The organism is Lysinibacillus sp. GW823-FHT06C08 (assembly GCF_058795135.1).
Window position 1 is genome coordinate 146,227 of the sequence record NZ_JBXAHN010000001.1, and the last position, 16,861, is coordinate 163,087.

Here is a 16,861-nt window from a genome sequence, read left to right on the forward strand (position 1 = left end):
TTTTTAATCATATTAACAAATGTAATTAATTTGAATAAATAGTATAATTAATATAAATAAGTAGGGAATAGTATATAGTTTGAAAGTAACTAAATGAAAAGAGTTAATAGTGACAATTTTATGAGTTTGTTAGGTTATTATATATCTAGAATTCATAGTAAATTTTAGTCGTTTTCGTGAACTTTTATAGTAAAAATCCTTTTATTATTGGATTATTTGAAGTAAAATTCTGATTAATAGATGGTGATAATATATTTAGTTGCCAGCTTATTTTCATTCTTGCTACAATAGGGCAATAGTCTGATACAGGAACGGAGTAAACAATGAATATTTCAGTGATGACAGTGTCTTTCCCATTGGATGGAGAAACATTGAAGGAAGTAAAATTATTATGTGAAGAAGCGACAATTCATGATTATCGAGTATACGAAACTATTTTGAATGTGCCAATGGCTAGCTCTTTTGAATCTAAGGGCTTTATGGTATTGGCGTATGAGGATGATCAGGATTTGTTAGTTGGTGTTGCAAGTGCCATTGATTTGATGGGACTCCATACGTATGAGTGGTCACTAGTGGTGACACCTGCATATCGCCAAAAGGGGATTGGGACTGCATTAGTTGAAGGCATACAAGTTGGGCTAAAAGAGCGAGGGGCAGAGGGTCAGTTAGCTGTTGTTATTGATGGTTCCCCACATGGACACACATTTATTGAAAATAAAAATTATGTTTACAGCTTTTCAGAAGCAACCTTAGAAACAAAGGCGGAACCTGTAGCATTACGAAGCGATATTACTATTCTTCCCTATAATGGCGAACAGGCTGAGCTAATTGCTATTTATAGTGAAGCATTTGGTGATTTACCAGAAGAATCAACAGAGCTCATCGCCTTTAATACGTCCACTAATGGAAGAAAGCTATGGATTGCTTATCGAGATGGAGGAGTTGTTGGCACGGTGACGACAGCTCAGGAAAATGAAATACAATGGGTAACAGCCCTTGCAGTCCACCCAAATTGTGAAGGACAAGGTATTGGGACGGCTTTATTGTCCTTTTCAAAGGATTATGCGAGTAAAACCGGTGCCACTTTCGTCATGTTAGATGTTGAAATAGACAATAAAAAAGCAATATCTGTCTATGAAAAGGCTGGCTTTATGAAGGCGCAGCAAATTGATTATTATGTAAAACAATAGCAAAAAGGGCGAGGAGTGATTTTAACTCATCGCCCTTTTTATCATAATTGCGTACTATCTTCATATAGTATTAATAAGCCTTATGAAAGGAGTCGTGATTATGCGCATGCCGGCATTGCCTAAAAAGAAGTCTCCTCCGAAGGAAGCACCTAGTTCGTGGTGGAAAGTGGTTAAGGCCTATCTATCGAAAGGAAAGTTCTATCGATTACCACCGAGAAATTGATGAGGTATAAAAAAGTCGCCTTATAGCGACTTTTTAATTTTCTAATAAAAATGTATTTTTAGAGGGACCTATTAAGTAAAGTTCATGCATTGCCCGTGTGAGTGCTACATAGAGTAGCTTTCGATCAATGGGCGTGTCGTAAAAGGGCGTATCAAACGCAGCTACTATAACCGCATCAAATTCAAGTCCTTTCGCTAGATGGCTTGGAACAACGAGCAACATTTCCTGATTAATAGAATCATTTTCAGTTAGTAGCTGTGCAGGTAGTTGGTGAGCTTTTAAATCTTTTTGCATCATCATTGCTTCAGCAGTTGTTTTGCATATTAAAGCAATGGATCGATGTCCATGTTGACGAATCGTTTCAAAAATTTCTTTAATTTGTAAGGCGTCGAATTGATCCGCTTGAATAAAGCTTGGCACGTTGCCATGACGAACAACAGGCTCCACTAACGGAAGTTGTTCATCCATTTGCGCTAAAATTTCATTAGCGACTTCCATAATTTCAATGGTTGTACGATAGCTTTTTTGCAAAGTTCGAAAGCTTGCTCGTGGGAATAAACTTTGGACAGGCTCCCAAGCAGTTAATGAACGATAGCTATGAATTCCTTGAGCTAAGTCACCAACCATTGTAAACATATCAGTATCCAAACCTGTTTTTAAAGCGGCAAGCTGAAATAGACTATAGTCTTGAACCTCATCGATAAAGACAACGCGCATTTTCCATTCATCAGGAATGCCTTTTAAGCGCGCCTGTAAATAATAAAGTGCAGCTAAATCTTCAAGTGCCCATTGTTCCTTGAGATGTGATTGTAAAAATTGCTGTTGTTCGAGATAATGCCATTCAGGAGCCAGTTCTGCTAACAGCTCTGCATTGGTGAGAAGTGAACGATAAAGAGTTTTAATATTGTGTTTGGTAAAGCGGCGCATATAAGCAGCTGCTGTTGATTTGGCTTCTTTTTCAATAGCAGGAATTCGCTCATCGCGTTCATCGATAAATTTTGTTACGACACGTCGCCGTTTTTCATCATCTCGAATACCATTTAATGCCTTTCCAAGTGCTTCATCATATTTTTTATGGAGTGTAGCTAAAACAGACTGCTTCTTCTGACGAACATGGCTAGCTAACACCTTTTTAATATGTGCCAGTCGTTTTTCGATTGGCATATAAGAAAATTCATATAAAAATAGCTTCTTAAGGTGAGAAGCCCGCATGATACAGTATCTTTCAATATAAACATCTTCAAATTGCTCTGCAATATCTTGCTCCAGTTTTCGAATATAGCGTTCGATAACATCACGATAATAAAGAGAGCCTTTCATTTCAGCAATCCAAGCAGATGGCTGAGAATTTCCTCCGGCCACAAGCGATTCTAATTGCTCATTTGGATTTTGAAGCTTTAATTTTAATTTAGTGGCGGATAGTACGTAATCGGTAAAAGTAGTTTGGCATATTTTATCGACGCCTAGTTCTGGTAAGACATCTCCAATATAATCAATAAATAACTTATTCGGTGCTAAAATCATGAGCTGCTCAGGATTAAAATGCTCACCCATTGTGTAGAGGAAATAGGATATTCGGTGTAGGGCGATGGTGGTTTTTCCACTGCCTGCTGCTCCTTGGACAATAATTGGTTGACGAAGATGTGCGCGAATAATTTCATTCTGCTCTTTTTGGATTGTCGAGACAATTTCGGTTAGACGAACATCAGCTTTACCAGCCAATGCTTCTTGTAACAGTTCATCGTTCGTAGTTAAGTCAATATCACGTATATCGAGCAAATCGCCATTTTCAATTTTATATTGTCGCTTAGCAAATAGATGTCCTTTATGAATTTCTCCGCGGACATCGTACTCCATATCACCAAGACGGCCATCATAATAGACATTCGCTACTGGTGAGCGCCAATCGACAATAATCGGCTCATGTGTTTCACGATGAAATAACGAGGTTTTTCCAATGTAAAGAAGTTCTTCAGGGTCACCTGTCTTTTGAAAATGGATTCTAGCAAAATAAGGCTTCTTTTGAACGGCTTCTAGCCCTTCCTTTTGATTACGGGCCATTTCAAAGAATCGGGCATTGGTTAAGATGTTTAAATAACTCAAACTAGAATCTAAGTAATCAAGATCTGCCATCGACTTCCGAATATTCTCTTGAGCGGATTTTAAATCTCTTTGTGACTCATTTAAAATTTGCTGCATATAACTTTGGGTATACGCTAATCGCTCTACTTCAGTCTGAAAATCTGGATGTTTTACAGTCATTTTTTAGCACCTCCTAGGTACTTACAATTTCAAAGTAGATTATCATACTACTATATATAATATTTACCATCAAGTGAAAGCTTAAAAGCTGAATATGTTACTATTACGTAGAGGATTTGAATGAATGTTAATAAAAGAGGAGGTTCATTATTTTGGATATTTTTGCACACAGAGGTGTTTCTGCAAGCTACCCGGAAAATACAATTGCTGCATTCCAAGCGGCATCTAAGCTTCCTATCGCTGGAATTGAGCTAGATGTTCATTTAACAGCAGATAAAGAGGTAGTTGTTATTCATGATGAAACCATTAACCGTACCTCCAATGGTTCAGGCTATGTAAAGGATTTTACATTACAGCAATTACGTACATTTGATTTTGGCTCATGGTACTCATTGGATTATAGTGGAGAAGTGATTCCGACATTAGGGGAAGTTTTAGAACTATTTGCAGGTACAAACCATCGCATTAACATTGAGCTAAAAACAGATGTGTTTGCCTATGAAGGGATCGAGTCATTAGTTCTAAAGGAAGTAGCTGCCCAACAAATGACAGAGAGAGTTATTATCTCTTCTTTTAATCATGAATCTTTGCAAACAGTCGCACTAATCGCACCATATATTGAAAGTGCTGCATTGTTTGCTGAAGTTTTAGTAGACTTTACGACTTATGTTGCACTTATTCCTGCTAAAGGCTTGCATGTTAGTTTGCCTACAGCGTATCGCAAATCAGTAAAACTAGCGCTCGCTGAAGGGGCAACAGTACGTGTTTATACAGTCAACGAGGAGCAGGATGCTCGATATTTACAGCAGCTTGGAATACAAGCAATATTTACTGATGACCCAGAGAAAATATTAAAAGCCCTTACTTAGAGCAATGAGAGGGGGGCGCTCGAATTCCGTGGAATGATTAATGAAGTAATGCCCACGGAACGCGGCGTCTTTTATAAGATTCTTTACCACTTTGCCTGATGCTCCTCAATGCATCCAAGCATTTGTCGAATAACTAATGTTTCACCATTGTCGAGCAAAATGGAACCGTCATAATAACCAAATAATTGATGTACTTCTGATTTTACTAGTTTTGCATTTGTATAGGCTACACGTTCAAAAAACGGAGAGAAGGTTAGTGACACTTGATGAGAGAATTTTGATTTTACTTTCCAGCGCTGCATATAATCTTCGGAATCATAATCAAACAATAAATCCTCATGTATTTTTGTCATTTTGCCATCAACGAAAACAGCATTTTCGGTCATGCCTGTGCCATCTGTCCATTTTCCTCCTAAATTAAGTCCAATTCTTCTTCCACGGACCCGTTGAGAGGCCATTCCCCAATTCCATACGGCTTCACGCGGCCAGACACCTCGACCGTAATCTAAGACAGCAAAATTTTCTTCTGCCGAGAAATTATAACGACGAGTACCAATTGTGACCACACCTGAAGTAGGGAGTGTATGATGCTTACCTGTAAATTGAAATGTTTTACGATTCCAAGGGATGACAACATTTAAGGTTTCGTCTGTAGCGGGATGCTGAATGATGAGCTTTGCACGTAAAATATCGCCATCAAAATTTGGAATAGAAACGGATAGATGTGTTTCATTTTGTACATATAGTATATCAATCATCATTTCACTATTTTTAAACGATACGGACTCTAAAACTTGTGTAGGCATTTTCAATTTGCCGCCTAAGGGAATGGTAATCGTTTTTTCGAAATAACGCTGCGTTTCATATTCAAGGAAATAGACGAAGCAGACTGCTGCATAATCTAGATGACTAATCGTAGCGGAAAATAAGATTTCATCACCGTAGACACACCAATAGTTCCATTTCTTTTTGCGCATGAGATGGCCGCTTAAATTGCTGTTGATAAGTGGTTTACGTGCAAATCCGATGGCTGCTGGATTTAAATTCCCCTTTTTATCGCATAAAAGAGTAGGCTGTAAAATTTCTTTCTCAGCATGCTGCTTCACATTTAACATCCCTTCTGGTCATAAAATAAAATCATGCATTTCTTTTAATCTTATTGTAGCAAAAATGATCTTGAAAATGGAAAGGAACATACTGATTATACCTATTTTCGACAATAATATGAGTAAGGACCTAACTAATAGAAATACTTGAAGAGACATATGATGGCATGAGGAGGGGATGTATGGCAAAGATGTATAATAGGCAAGCTGCTGTACAGTATGCCAATTTATGGTGGAATAGACGCAATCCAGCTTTTCCTAACTTTGATGTAGACTGTACAAACTATATATCTCAATGTTTATTAGCTGGTGGGGCACCAATGCGAGGGGCACCAAGTAGAGATAAGGGCTGGTGGATTCAACAAGGAAATTGGAGCTTTAGCTGGTCTGTTGCACATTCTTTAAGATGGTATTTAGAAGGCTCAACGACAGGGTTGAAGGGGACACGTGTGCAAACCGCCGAAGAGTTAGAGCTGGGGGATGTTATTTTTTATGATTTTCAAGGAAATGGGAGAATCGATCACTCTGTTATTGTTACAAGTATTCAAAACGGCATTCCTTATGTAAATGCTCATACATCAGATAGTATTAATCGACCGTATTTGTATGAAGACTCCACTGCTTTTACGCCCAGCATGACTTACTTTTTCTATCATATAGAGGATAGCTTTGCTTAAGATGAGGTAGTTTTAAAGCATATCATTTTATGATAATGTGAAGGTAGAAGAGATAAACTTAAAAGTTGTCTTGTGGTAGAAGGAGAATGGATATATGAGCGAACAATTTTTATCGGTTAGAGATGCAATTATTCAACGTCGTTCCATTAAAAAATTTAATGGTCAGCCTGTAGATCGTGATGATTTATTGGCCATTATCGACGATGCAGTTTGGGCACCCAACCACGGTAACCGTGAGCCTTGGCGTTTAGTAGTAGCCTGTGGTAAGGAATTAGAAAATCTACATCATTTATTACGCGACCTGACGATTCCAAAATGGCAAGAGCTTTTAAGTGAAGACTTGGCGAAGCAGATGTTGAAATTTACGTTACCCGGCGGCTATGCCTTTGTTATCGTACCGGAGGATGCACGTCAAAAAGAACGTTTAGAGGATTACGGAGCAGCAAGTATCTTTATTCAAAATATGCAACTGTTAGCATGGGATAGAGGGATAGGCTCTTGCTGGAAAACACCAGGCTTTTTAGATAATCCGAAGTTCCGCGAAGCCTTAAAGGTACAGCCTGGTGAACGTGTTATTGCAATGCTACAAGTCGGTTATTTTGATGAAGTACCAAAAGGGAAAGATCGTAAAAAATCGGCTGAAATAGTGACAGTTTTTGGCGAGTAATCGCCTAAAAAGCAAAGAAAATCCCCTCACTGAAGTAGGTGAGGGGATTTGTTATGGAATAGAAAATTATTTTTGTAATTCCGAAACTTCATATAAATAATCACTTAAAACGCGTAAACCTTTATCAAAGTTTTCTAAATGGAAATGCTCATTAGGTGCATGGAAGTTTTCACTAGATAAACCGAAGCCCATTAATACTACAGGAATTTCTAAAATTTCATCAAATGCAGCCACGATAGGGATAGAACCTCCACCACGTGTGTAAGCAGTAGGTACACGATAAACCTTTTCATAAGAACGTCCAGCTGCCTGAATGAATGGATGATCAAATGGTGTTAAGAATGCAGGGCCTTTATCGAACTCCGAAATGTTAATTTCCACTCCAGCAGGTTTATGCTTTTCAACGTGGGCTTTTAATAGCGCAACGATTTCGTCCGGCTCTTGATTTGGAACGAGACGGCATGTAATTTTAGCGCCTGCTTCAGCAGGTAATACCGTTTTGATGCCTTCTCCCGAGAAACCACCAAAGACCCCATTAACCTCTAATGTTGGACGAGCCCAAGTACGTTCAAGGTAGGTAAACCCTTGCTCACCAAATAGTTCTTTTACACCGACCTCTTGTTTTACTGACTCCTCATCAAAACCAAGCGCACGATAAGCTTCACGTTCTTCCTCTGTTAAAGGTAATACATTATCGTAGAAACCTTCCACTTGAATGGTGCCATGCTCGTCACGGAAGGATGCTAATATTTCAGCTAATGCGTGGATGGCATTTTGCACGCCTCCACCATAGAGACCTGAGTGTAAATCTCCTTTAGCTCCACGCACATCAATTTGAATGCCTGCTAAACCACGTAAGCCATAGCATACTGCAGGTTTACCAGGGCCATAAAGTCCAGTATCAGAAATTAAAATGAGATCCGACGCTAATTTTTCTTTATATTCCTCAACAAAGGAAGGTAGATGCGGACTACCGATTTCTTCTTCACCTTCATAAATAAATTTAACGTTCACAGGTAAAGTTCCTGTTGTTGCAAATAAAGCTTCAATCATTTTTAAGTGCATAAATACTTGCCCTTTATCATCACTAGCACCACGAGCGAATAATTTATTGTCACGAATGGTAGGATTGAACGGTTCACTCTCCCATAAATTTAGGGGATCAACAGGTTGTACATCGTAGTGACCATAAAATAATACAGTTGGTTTGCCTTCTGCATGTAACCAATCGGCATAGACAACTGGGTGACCTGCAGTTTGTGTAATTGAGATATTCTCAAGATTTAATTTTTCAAATGCATTAGCAAGCCATTGTGCAGCATGCTGGATATCTTCCTTATGCTCAGATAAAGAACTAATACTTGGAATTTGTAAAAATTCTTTCAATTCGTTTAAATGAGCCTCACGATGTTCAGCAAAATAAGCATCAATTTGCTGTAAATTAGTCATCTAGCATCCCTCTTTCTAATATATTTCGATAATAGAAATAGTATAGCATATCAAAACTAGAAAGTATTAACATGGGTTTATAAATAAATAAGCTCTAATAGGAGGACATCAACTATTTTTATAACAAGGCCAATGGTTGTGTTTGAATGTCTTTAGCTTGTAACGGACGAATATATGTAGGGAAAAATGAAAGACACTGTAAAAAAATTCTTTACAGTGTCTTTCGATAGTCGTCTATAAGTGAGGGCAATTTTTATCTTACTTAAAGAGTGTGTGTATTAAACATTTTTCGATTTACTACTACTGATGTTAGGTGTTGGTGGTGAGTTGTACACACGGGAATATGGTGGTATTGAATTCATTAGCCAAATGTTACTGCCTAGCACCGAATCGTGACCAATTGTCGTTTCGCCACCTAAAATGGTTGCACCTGCATAAATAACAACATTATCTTCAATATTCGGATGACGTTTAATTCCTTTAATTGGATTGCCATTTTCATCAAGAGGGAAGCTTAATGCTCCTAATGTTACACTTTGGTATATTTTAACATTATTGCCGATTATACATGTCTCACCGATTACGACACCTGTGCCGTGATCGATAAAGAAGGATTCACCAATTGTCGCTCCTGGGTGAATATCGATTCCTGTTAAACTATGTGCATATTCAGACATAATACGTGGGACAATTGGTACGCCCACTTCATATAATTCATGTGCAATACGGTGAATGTATACCGCAACAATTGATGGATAACTTAGTAAAATTTCTTCTGTAGAAAGGGCAGCAGGATCTCCGTTGTACGCTGCCTGAATATCTGTTTGCAAGATTTTACGAATTTTTGGGAATTGTGAAATTAAATCCATCACAATACGATCTGCATCCGCTTGACAAGTACAGTTTTCAAGATTGCTGTTGTACTCCAAATTGTAAATTAAAACTTTTTCGATAATATCACGTAAATCCAATGCCGTTTCACGCAGTTTATTACTACTTACAATATTGACGCGTGTAGTATCGATCGGCGGAGCAGTATGAATACCTGGGAACAGTACTTCATGAAAATTATCTAAGATTTTATAAATTTGATTGCGCCCAACAAAGCCAATTGAATTTTCAATATCAACATACTGTCGGTTAATATCACTTAATGAACTTGTAATTTCTGGGACCTTTTCATTTAGCCAATCATTTAAACTCATTGTAAAACACCCCTCAATTTGATAATAACTGATGTAATAAAAGTACAAAGCATTTCATGTAATAGCAACTCTTTTAGCTTTAAAATATATTAATATTTATATTATAGAAAAAATACCTGCATGTGGAGTTGCAATTAAATAATCTTATATTGTTTTACCATAAAATACGACAGCTTTTAAAGCTTACTGCTTCTTGTTATGATCTAGACCGATTTGCACTGGGAGAATTTTAATCAAATAAAAAGAGTCTGATTCCGGAACAATACCGAATTCAGACCAGTAAATTTTTTATTAGTGAGCAGTATAGCCTCCATCAACAAGGAGTGTTGTACCATTAACAAAGCTTGCATCATCGCTTGCTAAGAATAAAACAGCTTTGGCAATCTCTTCTGGTTTACCAAGTCGACCTTGTGGATGAAGGGAAGCTAAATACTCTTTCTTTTGAGCGTCTACTTCAGCTAATAAAGGTGTGTCGATATAGCCAGGACATACAGCATTTACGCGAATGCCTTGTTTTGCATAAGCTGTGCAAAGGTTTTGTGTTAATAGTTTTACACCACCTTTTGCAGATGAATAGGCTGTTGGATTTGGTAAGGCAACAAAACTATGGATAGAGCCAGCATTAACAATGACGCCACCTGTGCCTTGCGCAAGGAATTGTTCGATGGCATATTTATCAGAAAGAAATACACCGGATAAATTAATATCAATGGTTCTTTTCCATTTTTCAAAAGATAACTCGTGAGCGGGTGCATCGTCAGCTACACCTGCATTCGCATACATAATATCAAGTTTTCCGTATTTATTAATAGTTTCCTTTATCATGTTTTTAATATCTTCTTCGCTTGTTACATCTGTTTTTACGAAGAGGGTATCATAACCATCGTTATTTAATTGTTCAGAGATGTTTTGTCCGCGCTCTGAAAAATCGGCAATGACTACTTGTGCACCTTCTTGGGCGAAGAGGCGAACTGTTGCCTCACCGATACCGCTAGCGCCACCTGTGACGATTGCTACTTTATCTGTTAATTTCATGTCAATGACCACCTTAATATTTATTTTGCTGTTGCTCCACCATCAATAACAAATTCGGCACCTGTTGAGAAGGAAGATTCATCAGAAGCTAAGAACAGCACTGTTTGAGCCACTTCTTTTACAGAACCTAAACGTCCTAATGGGAATAAGTTTTTTCCTAATTCATCTTTAGAGCTTCCAGTTGTTGCAGATGCATAATCGGCCATTCCTGTATCGATATAGCCAGGGTGAATAGAGTTTACGCGTACGCCATATGGGGCATATTCCATTGCTGCATCTTTTGTCATAATGCGCACAGCACCTTTACTAGCGCCATATAAAACATGTCCAGCAGCACCTGTTAAGCCTGCAATGGAAGATGCATTAATGACAGAGCCTTTATTTTGTTTAGCCATAAGCGGCATGATATGTTTCATACCAAGGAAAACACCAGTTACATTGATGGACATTAAGCGATTCCAGTCAGAAAGTTCAATTTCCGCTAGTGGTTTAATTATATAAATGCCTGCATTGTTGAAAAGGATATCAACTTTACTAAATGTATGAATCGCTTCATCTGCTACTTTTTTCCAATCGTCTTCATTGCTAACATCATGACGTACAAATAATGCTTCGCCTCCAATTGCTTGGATATCGCTAACGGTTTCGTTCCCAGATTGTTCATTTATATCAGTAATGACTATTTTTGCTCCTTCTTTCGCAAATAATAGTGCAGTTTCTTTCCCGATGCCTGTACCTCCGCCTGTAATAACGGCTACTTTATTTTCCAATCTCATTTCAAGCACGCACCTTCCATTATTTCTGGTTATATGGTTACCTTAGGATATAAAAGTATTCGCTTTATTTTAGCGATACCTTCATCTTACTCCTTTCAATTTGAAATACTATCCTATAAGATGCTGTATAATATAGTGAGTGAGTATCCTCCATTTATAGGGGTACTTTTAGTATGAAGGAGAGGAATTTCCTATGACACACTCATTTCAATCCTTTGAAGAAATGACACTTCAAGAATTTGTGTTATTCATCAAAATTCATAGTAAACAAATTGAAGAGAATACGAATATTTACCTCAATCTAGAACCTTCTATTGCTGAAGCCGATCGAGAAAGAGTGGCAATGCTACTGGATTCGTTTCTACGTTTAATGACGCATACGAATATCGAAGAGCTTCATGATGATTTTAGAAGTTTTTTTAAGACATGGCTTCAATCACAGTTATCCATTATCGATACGAGAAGCTTTCTTCTATTCCAATTGATTTTAGAGAAATCATTGATCACTTTTATGATTCAGCAGAAAATTAGTCGAATGAATGCCATACTAATGTATGTATTATCGATTTTTACATTTTTAGTACAGCTTTATTGTGATGCCGAAGTAGATCATAAAAATAGTCGTAGAACTACCCCTGAAAATGAAGAGTTGAGACGGCTGCAATTGTTGGATAAACTTGATAAATTGCTTATCAGTTCCTCTGGTTATCAGGATTTAGCTTATATCTTAAAGAAATGTGAAGAGTATTTTAGTTATAAAAGATGTGTATTTTATGCCTATGTGCCATGGTCCAATCAATTTTACGGGGTTATTGGTGCAGAGCTTCCAAAGGTTCAAAGCATGAAAGGGGAGCTGACCGGTGAAAATACAGTCCTTGGCTCAAGAAAACCTATCTATTTAAAAAACCCCAAAAATTATGTGAAGGAAGAACATATACAATTATTTAATTTATCGTCGATTATATTTATCCCAATTATTCAACAGGATCAATTATTTGGTTGGCTGACATTTGATCAGCTAGGTGAAGAATTTGATTGTACAAAGGATGAGTTATTGTTACTTGAAGAGGTAGGGAAGCGGTTGGGGTTATTTTTATCACGTAAGGGTGAGAAGGTTGAAAAGAATACAGAACTTCACTTAACAGAAAGGGAGTCCATGATTTTAGGTTTGCTTGCAGAGGGATATGACAATAAAAAAATTGGGGGATTACTATTTCTAAGTGAGCATACGGTAAGAGATTATGTAAGTAGTTTAATGACAAAGCTCAAAGCTAAAAATCGAACACAGGTCGTTGCTTCCGCTTTTCGTTTAGGGCTATTAAGTTAGCCAAGGGAAATAAATATGTAATCCGTTATATGAAATATATCTGCTTACTTTAAAAGTCATTGTTAAAGTGGAATATTTTTAATTTTCTGATAATAATTATTATTTAAAATATAGCAATCAAAATAGAGGTTTAATGTTATAGAGCCGTGTTTTACAGGCTGAGTAATATAGTAGTAAAACATTTTTTACGAATATTACAAGCAAAAGCGTTTAAGCTTACACGATTGTAATGAAATTGAAAGCCAATACGATAGAGTGTAATACATTATTTTGCGAGAATGTGTATAGAAGCAAGAACAAGAAGCGGAGGCATACACAATGAATGAAAAATTAGAAGGCGTATACGAGGAATACAATCGTTATATATATCACTTATGTTTAAAACTAACTCGCAATAATGTAGAGGCTGAAGATTTAATGCAAGAAGTTTGGGTAAAGGTCGTGCGCTATGAAGACAGCGTAGCTGAAGTAGAGCATATTAAGGCTTGGCTTACAACTATTACAATGAATACTTTCAGAGATCGCTATCGTAAAAAGGTTCGTCGCAGTAAATATATGATGAACCAACCTGAAACATTAGACGTACCGATATTAGATTTGGTTCCCAATAATGAAATTTCGACAGAAGAAAAGGTTGAAAAGGATATTGTCACAAAACTCGTACAAGATAAAATGGAGCAACTAGATGGCATTTATAGAAAGACTTTATGGTATTTCTACATAGACCAATATTCACTTGCAGAAATTTCTACGATTATGAAAGTTTCCATTGGTACTGTGAAATCCCGTTTATTCCGTGCAAAGGCTCGATTAAAAGAAATGCTTATGTCAGATACGGCCATTGTGGAATCTGTGCTACCGGCATGATTAAAGCTGATTGGTCGCACACCATACGTACTTAGACGGAAGTATTCAGTCGACTAATCTAAAAAAAGATGCATTCGCATATAATTGCGATGCATCTTTTTATTGTTAAGACTTTATTCTGGACGATTGGATTCAACATCCAATAGACATTTTGAAAAAATAGTGCGCAATGTTTGCAGTTCTTCAGCAGTGAGCATTCCAAACATATTGTTGATAATTTCACTCACTTGTTGGCGAGACTCTTTTAAGATGCTCTCGCCCTCAGAAGTAATAACGAGCTGTGATGCTCGTCGATCTGTAGCGTGCTGTGTTTTTTCAATAAAGCCAGCGTTGATAAGCTTCGTTGTTAAAACGGTGACGCCACCTGTCGTTACCTTTAACCGCTCAGCAATAGCAGAAGGGCGTTTCGGGCCCTCCTGCGATAAGTAGTCTAAAATTAAAATATGGGATTTTGAAAAGCCGAGCGCATTATGATTATTCCACTCGTTCGCCCACTTACGCTCAATAGATGAAACAACTTCAAACAACGAGGTAATGGCTTTTTGTTTTTCTTGATCCATAGAAGGTCATCTCCAAAACTGTTTTAACTTTCTTGTGCCAATCTTGTCATCGCATTTAATTCGTAAGCACGTACTTTGCGCGGGATAAAACGGCGGATGTCCATCTCATTGTAACCAACTTGAATACGTTTTTCATCTATTAAAATAGGGCTACGTAACATTCTTGGATGTGCTTGAATAATAGCAAATAGCTCCTGAATAGAAAGTTGGTCGATATCGATATTTAAGTTTTTAAAATCATTCGAATTTGTTGCAATAATTTCATCTGTTCCATCTTCAGTCATGCTTAAAATTTCTTTAAACTCTGCAAGTGTAAGTGGATGAGAAGTGATACGTTTTTCTTTATATTCAATATTGTGATCTTTTAACCATTTAAGTGCTTTTCTGGATGAAGAACAGCTCGCTTGTGAGTAAATTGTAACTGTCATTCTTCATTCCTCGCTTTCTTTTTTAGATTATATTTTATAAATATCTTATTAGTAAGGTAAATTGTTTATATATATATCTTACTAGTAAGCTATATATAAATCAATAGCTATTTAAAAAAATATCTATAACACCATGATTTTTTTCAGGTATATTAACATATACGAAGATCATCATAAAAAAGTTTCATTTTCACAGCTTACAATGATGTAAGTTTAGGGAAATTGAGTAGGGACTACATGAAGCATAGGCTTGTCCAAGAGGAGAGAAATGACAAGCTAAAAAATATCAGTCCACTGATTATAGTATGTTTAAATGAGCAGAATTATACATAAAAGCTTAAAATTATTTGTGGATTTTCGTAAATAGAAAAAAGGGTGGTCCCAAATGATATTTGAGACTACCCTTTTAGATTTATCCTTGTTGTCCAGATGTGAACCAATCTTGGACATCCCAGACCTTCGTAGCGAGACCTTCATAGAAATCAGGTTCGTGACTTACGATTACAATAGTGCCTTTAAATTCTTTCATCGCACGTTTTAATTCATTTTTTGCATCCACATCTAAATGGTTCGTTGGTTCGTCAAAAAGAAGCCAGTTTGCCTCTTCCATCATTAATTTACATAAACGAACTTTCGCTTGCTCTCCACCCGATAATGAATTCAGTGGACGTGTAATGTGATCAGTCTTTAAGCCAGCCTTCGCTAAGGCAGCACGTACTTGTGCTTGTTCCATTGAAGGGAAGGCATTCCACACATCATCAATTGGTGTGATTTTTTCCGCTTTTACTTCTTGTTCGAAGTAAGATGGATAAAGGTAATCTCCTCGAATCACTTTGCCATTTAGAGGATTAATTTTACCAAGCATTGTTTTCAATAATGTTGATTTACCTACACCATTCATGCCGACTAAAGCGATCTTCTCTCCTCGTTCAATAGCAAAAGTGAGTGGGGGAAGTAATGGCTTGTCCTTATCATAACCAATCACCAAATTTTCAGCCTCTACAACATAGCGACTTGATGAACGTGCTTCTTTAAAACCGAACTCAGGCTTTACAGCAGTTTCTGGGCGATCAATTCGCTCTAAACGGTCAAGCTGCTTGGCACGAGATTTGGCACGGCCAGTAGTAGAGTATCGCGCTTTATTTTTGGCAATAAAATCCTCTTGCTTCTTGATGAATTCTTGTTGTTTTTCATACGCGTCAATATGCTGACGCTTATTGATTTCAGCAAGCTCTAAGAATTTTTCGTATGTTGCTGTATAACGAGTTAGCTTTGAAAATTCAAGTTGGAAGATGACATCCACCGTCTCGTTCATAAATTCTGTATCATGCGAAATTAATAAGAAGGCATATGGATAGTTCTTTAAATAGTTTTTTAGCCATGTAATATGTTCTTCATCAAGATAGTTTGTAGGCTCGTCTAATAATAGAACTTTTGGTTTTTCTAATAACAGCTTAGCTAGTAAAACCTTTGTACGTTGACCACCAGAAAGAGCAGCCACATCTCGCTCCAAGCCAATAGCATCGAGCCCAAGCCCGCGCGCAACTTCTTCAATTTTCATATCGAGTGAATAGAAGTCACCTGCATCTAACGCATCTTGAACTTCAGCCATTTGCTCTAATAGAACTTCTAATTCTTCAGGTGTAGCTTCAGCCATCTTACCTGTAATTTCATTGAGTTCCTCTTCTTTTTTATACAAGGGTAGAAAAGCGTCACGCAATACATCGCGCATCGTTCTACCAGCTGTGAGTACTGTATGTTGATCTAAATAACCATAATGTGTACCAGGGAGCCATTCCACTTTTCCCTCATCATGAATTGTTTGACCAGTGATAATGCCCATTAAAGTTGATTTACCTACACCATTTGCCCCAACGAGTCCAATATGATCACCCTCTACTAAACGAAACGATACATCTTTAAAAAGTGTACGATCTCCGAATGAATGACCTAAATTTTCTACTGTTAAAATTGCCATATATGTTCCTCCAACTGTCTTTCAAGTTTACATTTTATAGTTCTGCAAGTTGCTTATTCAGCTCTGCAAGCTTCGATTCCATATTTGCAAGACGTTGCTCTGCCTGTGCTACTTGATCGTTGTGTCCTGTAGACTCAAGTTTTTCAATATCGCCTTGTAAATTGATATAGTCCATTTTTAATTCTTTAATTTGATATTCTAAATCATTTTTGGTTGGCATGATGGTTGCTCCTTTTTTAAGA

Annotated in this window: 16 protein-coding genes; 6 read left to right on the forward strand and 10 right to left on the reverse strand. The window is 37.2% G+C overall.

Translation table 11 applies throughout. The features are described 5' to 3' along the window. The first annotated feature begins 323 nt into the window (after positions 1-323). Entirely contained in the window at positions 324-1,190 is an 867-nt protein-coding gene (locus AC1Q6O_RS00705) for a GNAT family N-acetyltransferase (RefSeq protein ID WP_008176173.1), read from the forward strand. Positions 1,191-1,446: 256 nt separating this feature from the next. Here the strand turns inward: AC1Q6O_RS00705 and helD are convergent, their stop codons facing one another. Continuing rightward, positions 1,447-3,675: an RNA polymerase recycling motor HelD gene (gene helD / locus AC1Q6O_RS00710; RefSeq protein WP_107921716.1), complete on the reverse strand. Its 2,229-nt coding sequence runs from the start codon at positions 3,673-3,675 to the stop codon at positions 1,447-1,449. Positions 3,676-3,827: 152 nt separating this feature from the next. Between helD and AC1Q6O_RS00715 the strand changes: the two genes are divergently transcribed. After that, positions 3,828-4,544 carry a glycerophosphodiester phosphodiesterase gene (locus AC1Q6O_RS00715; RefSeq protein ID WP_089985959.1) on the forward strand — a complete coding sequence of 239 codons (717 nt, stop codon included), beginning with the start codon at positions 3,828-3,830 and terminating at the stop codon, positions 4,542-4,544. Positions 4,545-4,627: 83 nt separating this feature from the next. Here AC1Q6O_RS00715 and AC1Q6O_RS00720 read toward each other — a convergent pair whose 3' ends face one another. Then, positions 4,628-5,650 (reverse strand): DUF2804 domain-containing protein, encoded by a 1,023-nt coding sequence (locus tag AC1Q6O_RS00720; RefSeq protein ID WP_036127564.1) that lies wholly within the window; start codon positions 5,648-5,650, stop codon positions 4,628-4,630. Between the two features lie 182 nt (positions 5,651-5,832). On the opposite strand from AC1Q6O_RS00720, the gene AC1Q6O_RS00725 reads away from it, so the two are divergent. Together AC1Q6O_RS00725 and AC1Q6O_RS00730 are read left to right on the forward strand one after the other, a co-directional pair. Then, positions 5,833-6,327 (forward strand): amidase domain-containing protein, encoded by a 495-nt coding sequence (locus AC1Q6O_RS00725; protein ID WP_008176165.1) that lies wholly within the window; start codon positions 5,833-5,835, stop codon positions 6,325-6,327. Between the two features lie 94 nt (positions 6,328-6,421). Continuing rightward, positions 6,422-6,994 (forward strand): nitroreductase family protein, encoded by a 573-nt coding sequence (locus tag AC1Q6O_RS00730; protein WP_008176164.1) that lies wholly within the window; start codon positions 6,422-6,424, stop codon positions 6,992-6,994. A 66-nt stretch (positions 6,995-7,060) separates the two neighbouring features. On the opposite strand, the gene AC1Q6O_RS00735 is transcribed toward AC1Q6O_RS00730, so the two are convergent. From AC1Q6O_RS00735 to AC1Q6O_RS00750, 4 genes are all read right to left on the reverse strand, one after another. Beyond that, a complete protein-coding gene (locus AC1Q6O_RS00735) occupies positions 7,061-8,443 on the reverse strand; it encodes a dipeptidase (RefSeq protein ID WP_089985960.1) in 1,383 nt (460 codons plus the stop codon). A 278-nt stretch (positions 8,444-8,721) separates the two neighbouring features. Continuing rightward, positions 8,722-9,648, reverse strand: coding sequence for a serine O-acetyltransferase EpsC (epsC, locus tag AC1Q6O_RS00740; RefSeq protein WP_008176160.1), 927 nt, complete (start codon positions 9,646-9,648; stop codon positions 8,722-8,724). Between the two features lie 291 nt (positions 9,649-9,939). Further along, complete coding sequence (locus AC1Q6O_RS00745; RefSeq protein WP_036222705.1) at positions 9,940-10,683, reverse strand: SDR family NAD(P)-dependent oxidoreductase; 744 nt, start codon at positions 10,681-10,683, stop codon at positions 9,940-9,942. Positions 10,684-10,703: 20 nt separating this feature from the next. After that, positions 10,704-11,459, reverse strand: a complete 756-nt coding sequence (locus AC1Q6O_RS00750) for an SDR family NAD(P)-dependent oxidoreductase (RefSeq protein ID WP_089985961.1) — start codon at positions 11,457-11,459, stop codon at positions 10,704-10,706. A gap of 193 nt (positions 11,460-11,652) precedes the next feature. Between AC1Q6O_RS00750 and AC1Q6O_RS00755 the strand changes: the two genes are divergently transcribed. Both AC1Q6O_RS00755 and AC1Q6O_RS00760 read left to right on the forward strand, forming a co-directional pair. Continuing rightward, a complete protein-coding gene (locus AC1Q6O_RS00755; RefSeq protein ID WP_089985962.1) occupies positions 11,653-12,786 on the forward strand; it encodes a LuxR C-terminal-related transcriptional regulator in 1,134 nt (377 codons plus the stop codon). A 318-nt stretch (positions 12,787-13,104) separates the two neighbouring features. Then, a complete protein-coding gene (locus tag AC1Q6O_RS00760) occupies positions 13,105-13,653 on the forward strand; it encodes an RNA polymerase sigma factor (protein ID WP_008176154.1) in 549 nt (182 codons plus the stop codon). Positions 13,654-13,766: 113 nt separating this feature from the next. Here AC1Q6O_RS00760 and AC1Q6O_RS00765 read toward each other — a convergent pair whose 3' ends face one another. The 4 genes from AC1Q6O_RS00765 to AC1Q6O_RS00780 form a co-directional block, all read right to left on the reverse strand. Continuing rightward, on the reverse strand, positions 13,767-14,213 hold the full coding sequence (locus AC1Q6O_RS00765; protein WP_008176151.1) for a MarR family winged helix-turn-helix transcriptional regulator: 447 nt from the start codon (positions 14,211-14,213) through the stop codon (positions 13,767-13,769). 23 nt (positions 14,214-14,236) lie between these two features. Beyond that, positions 14,237-14,641 (reverse strand): transcriptional regulator Spx, encoded by a 405-nt coding sequence (gene spx, locus AC1Q6O_RS00770; protein ID WP_008176149.1) that lies wholly within the window; start codon positions 14,639-14,641, stop codon positions 14,237-14,239. A 412-nt stretch (positions 14,642-15,053) separates the two neighbouring features. Further along, entirely contained in the window at positions 15,054-16,619 is a 1,566-nt protein-coding gene (locus tag AC1Q6O_RS00775) for an ABC-F family ATP-binding cassette domain-containing protein (protein ID WP_008176147.1), read from the reverse strand. 34 nt (positions 16,620-16,653) lie between these two features. Beyond that, the gene (locus tag AC1Q6O_RS00780; RefSeq protein ID WP_008176146.1) at positions 16,654-16,839 is read right to left on the reverse strand and encodes an SE1832 family protein; all 186 of its coding nucleotides are present in this window, start codon (positions 16,837-16,839) and stop codon (positions 16,654-16,656) included. Between the last annotated feature and the right edge of the window lie 22 nt (positions 16,840-16,861).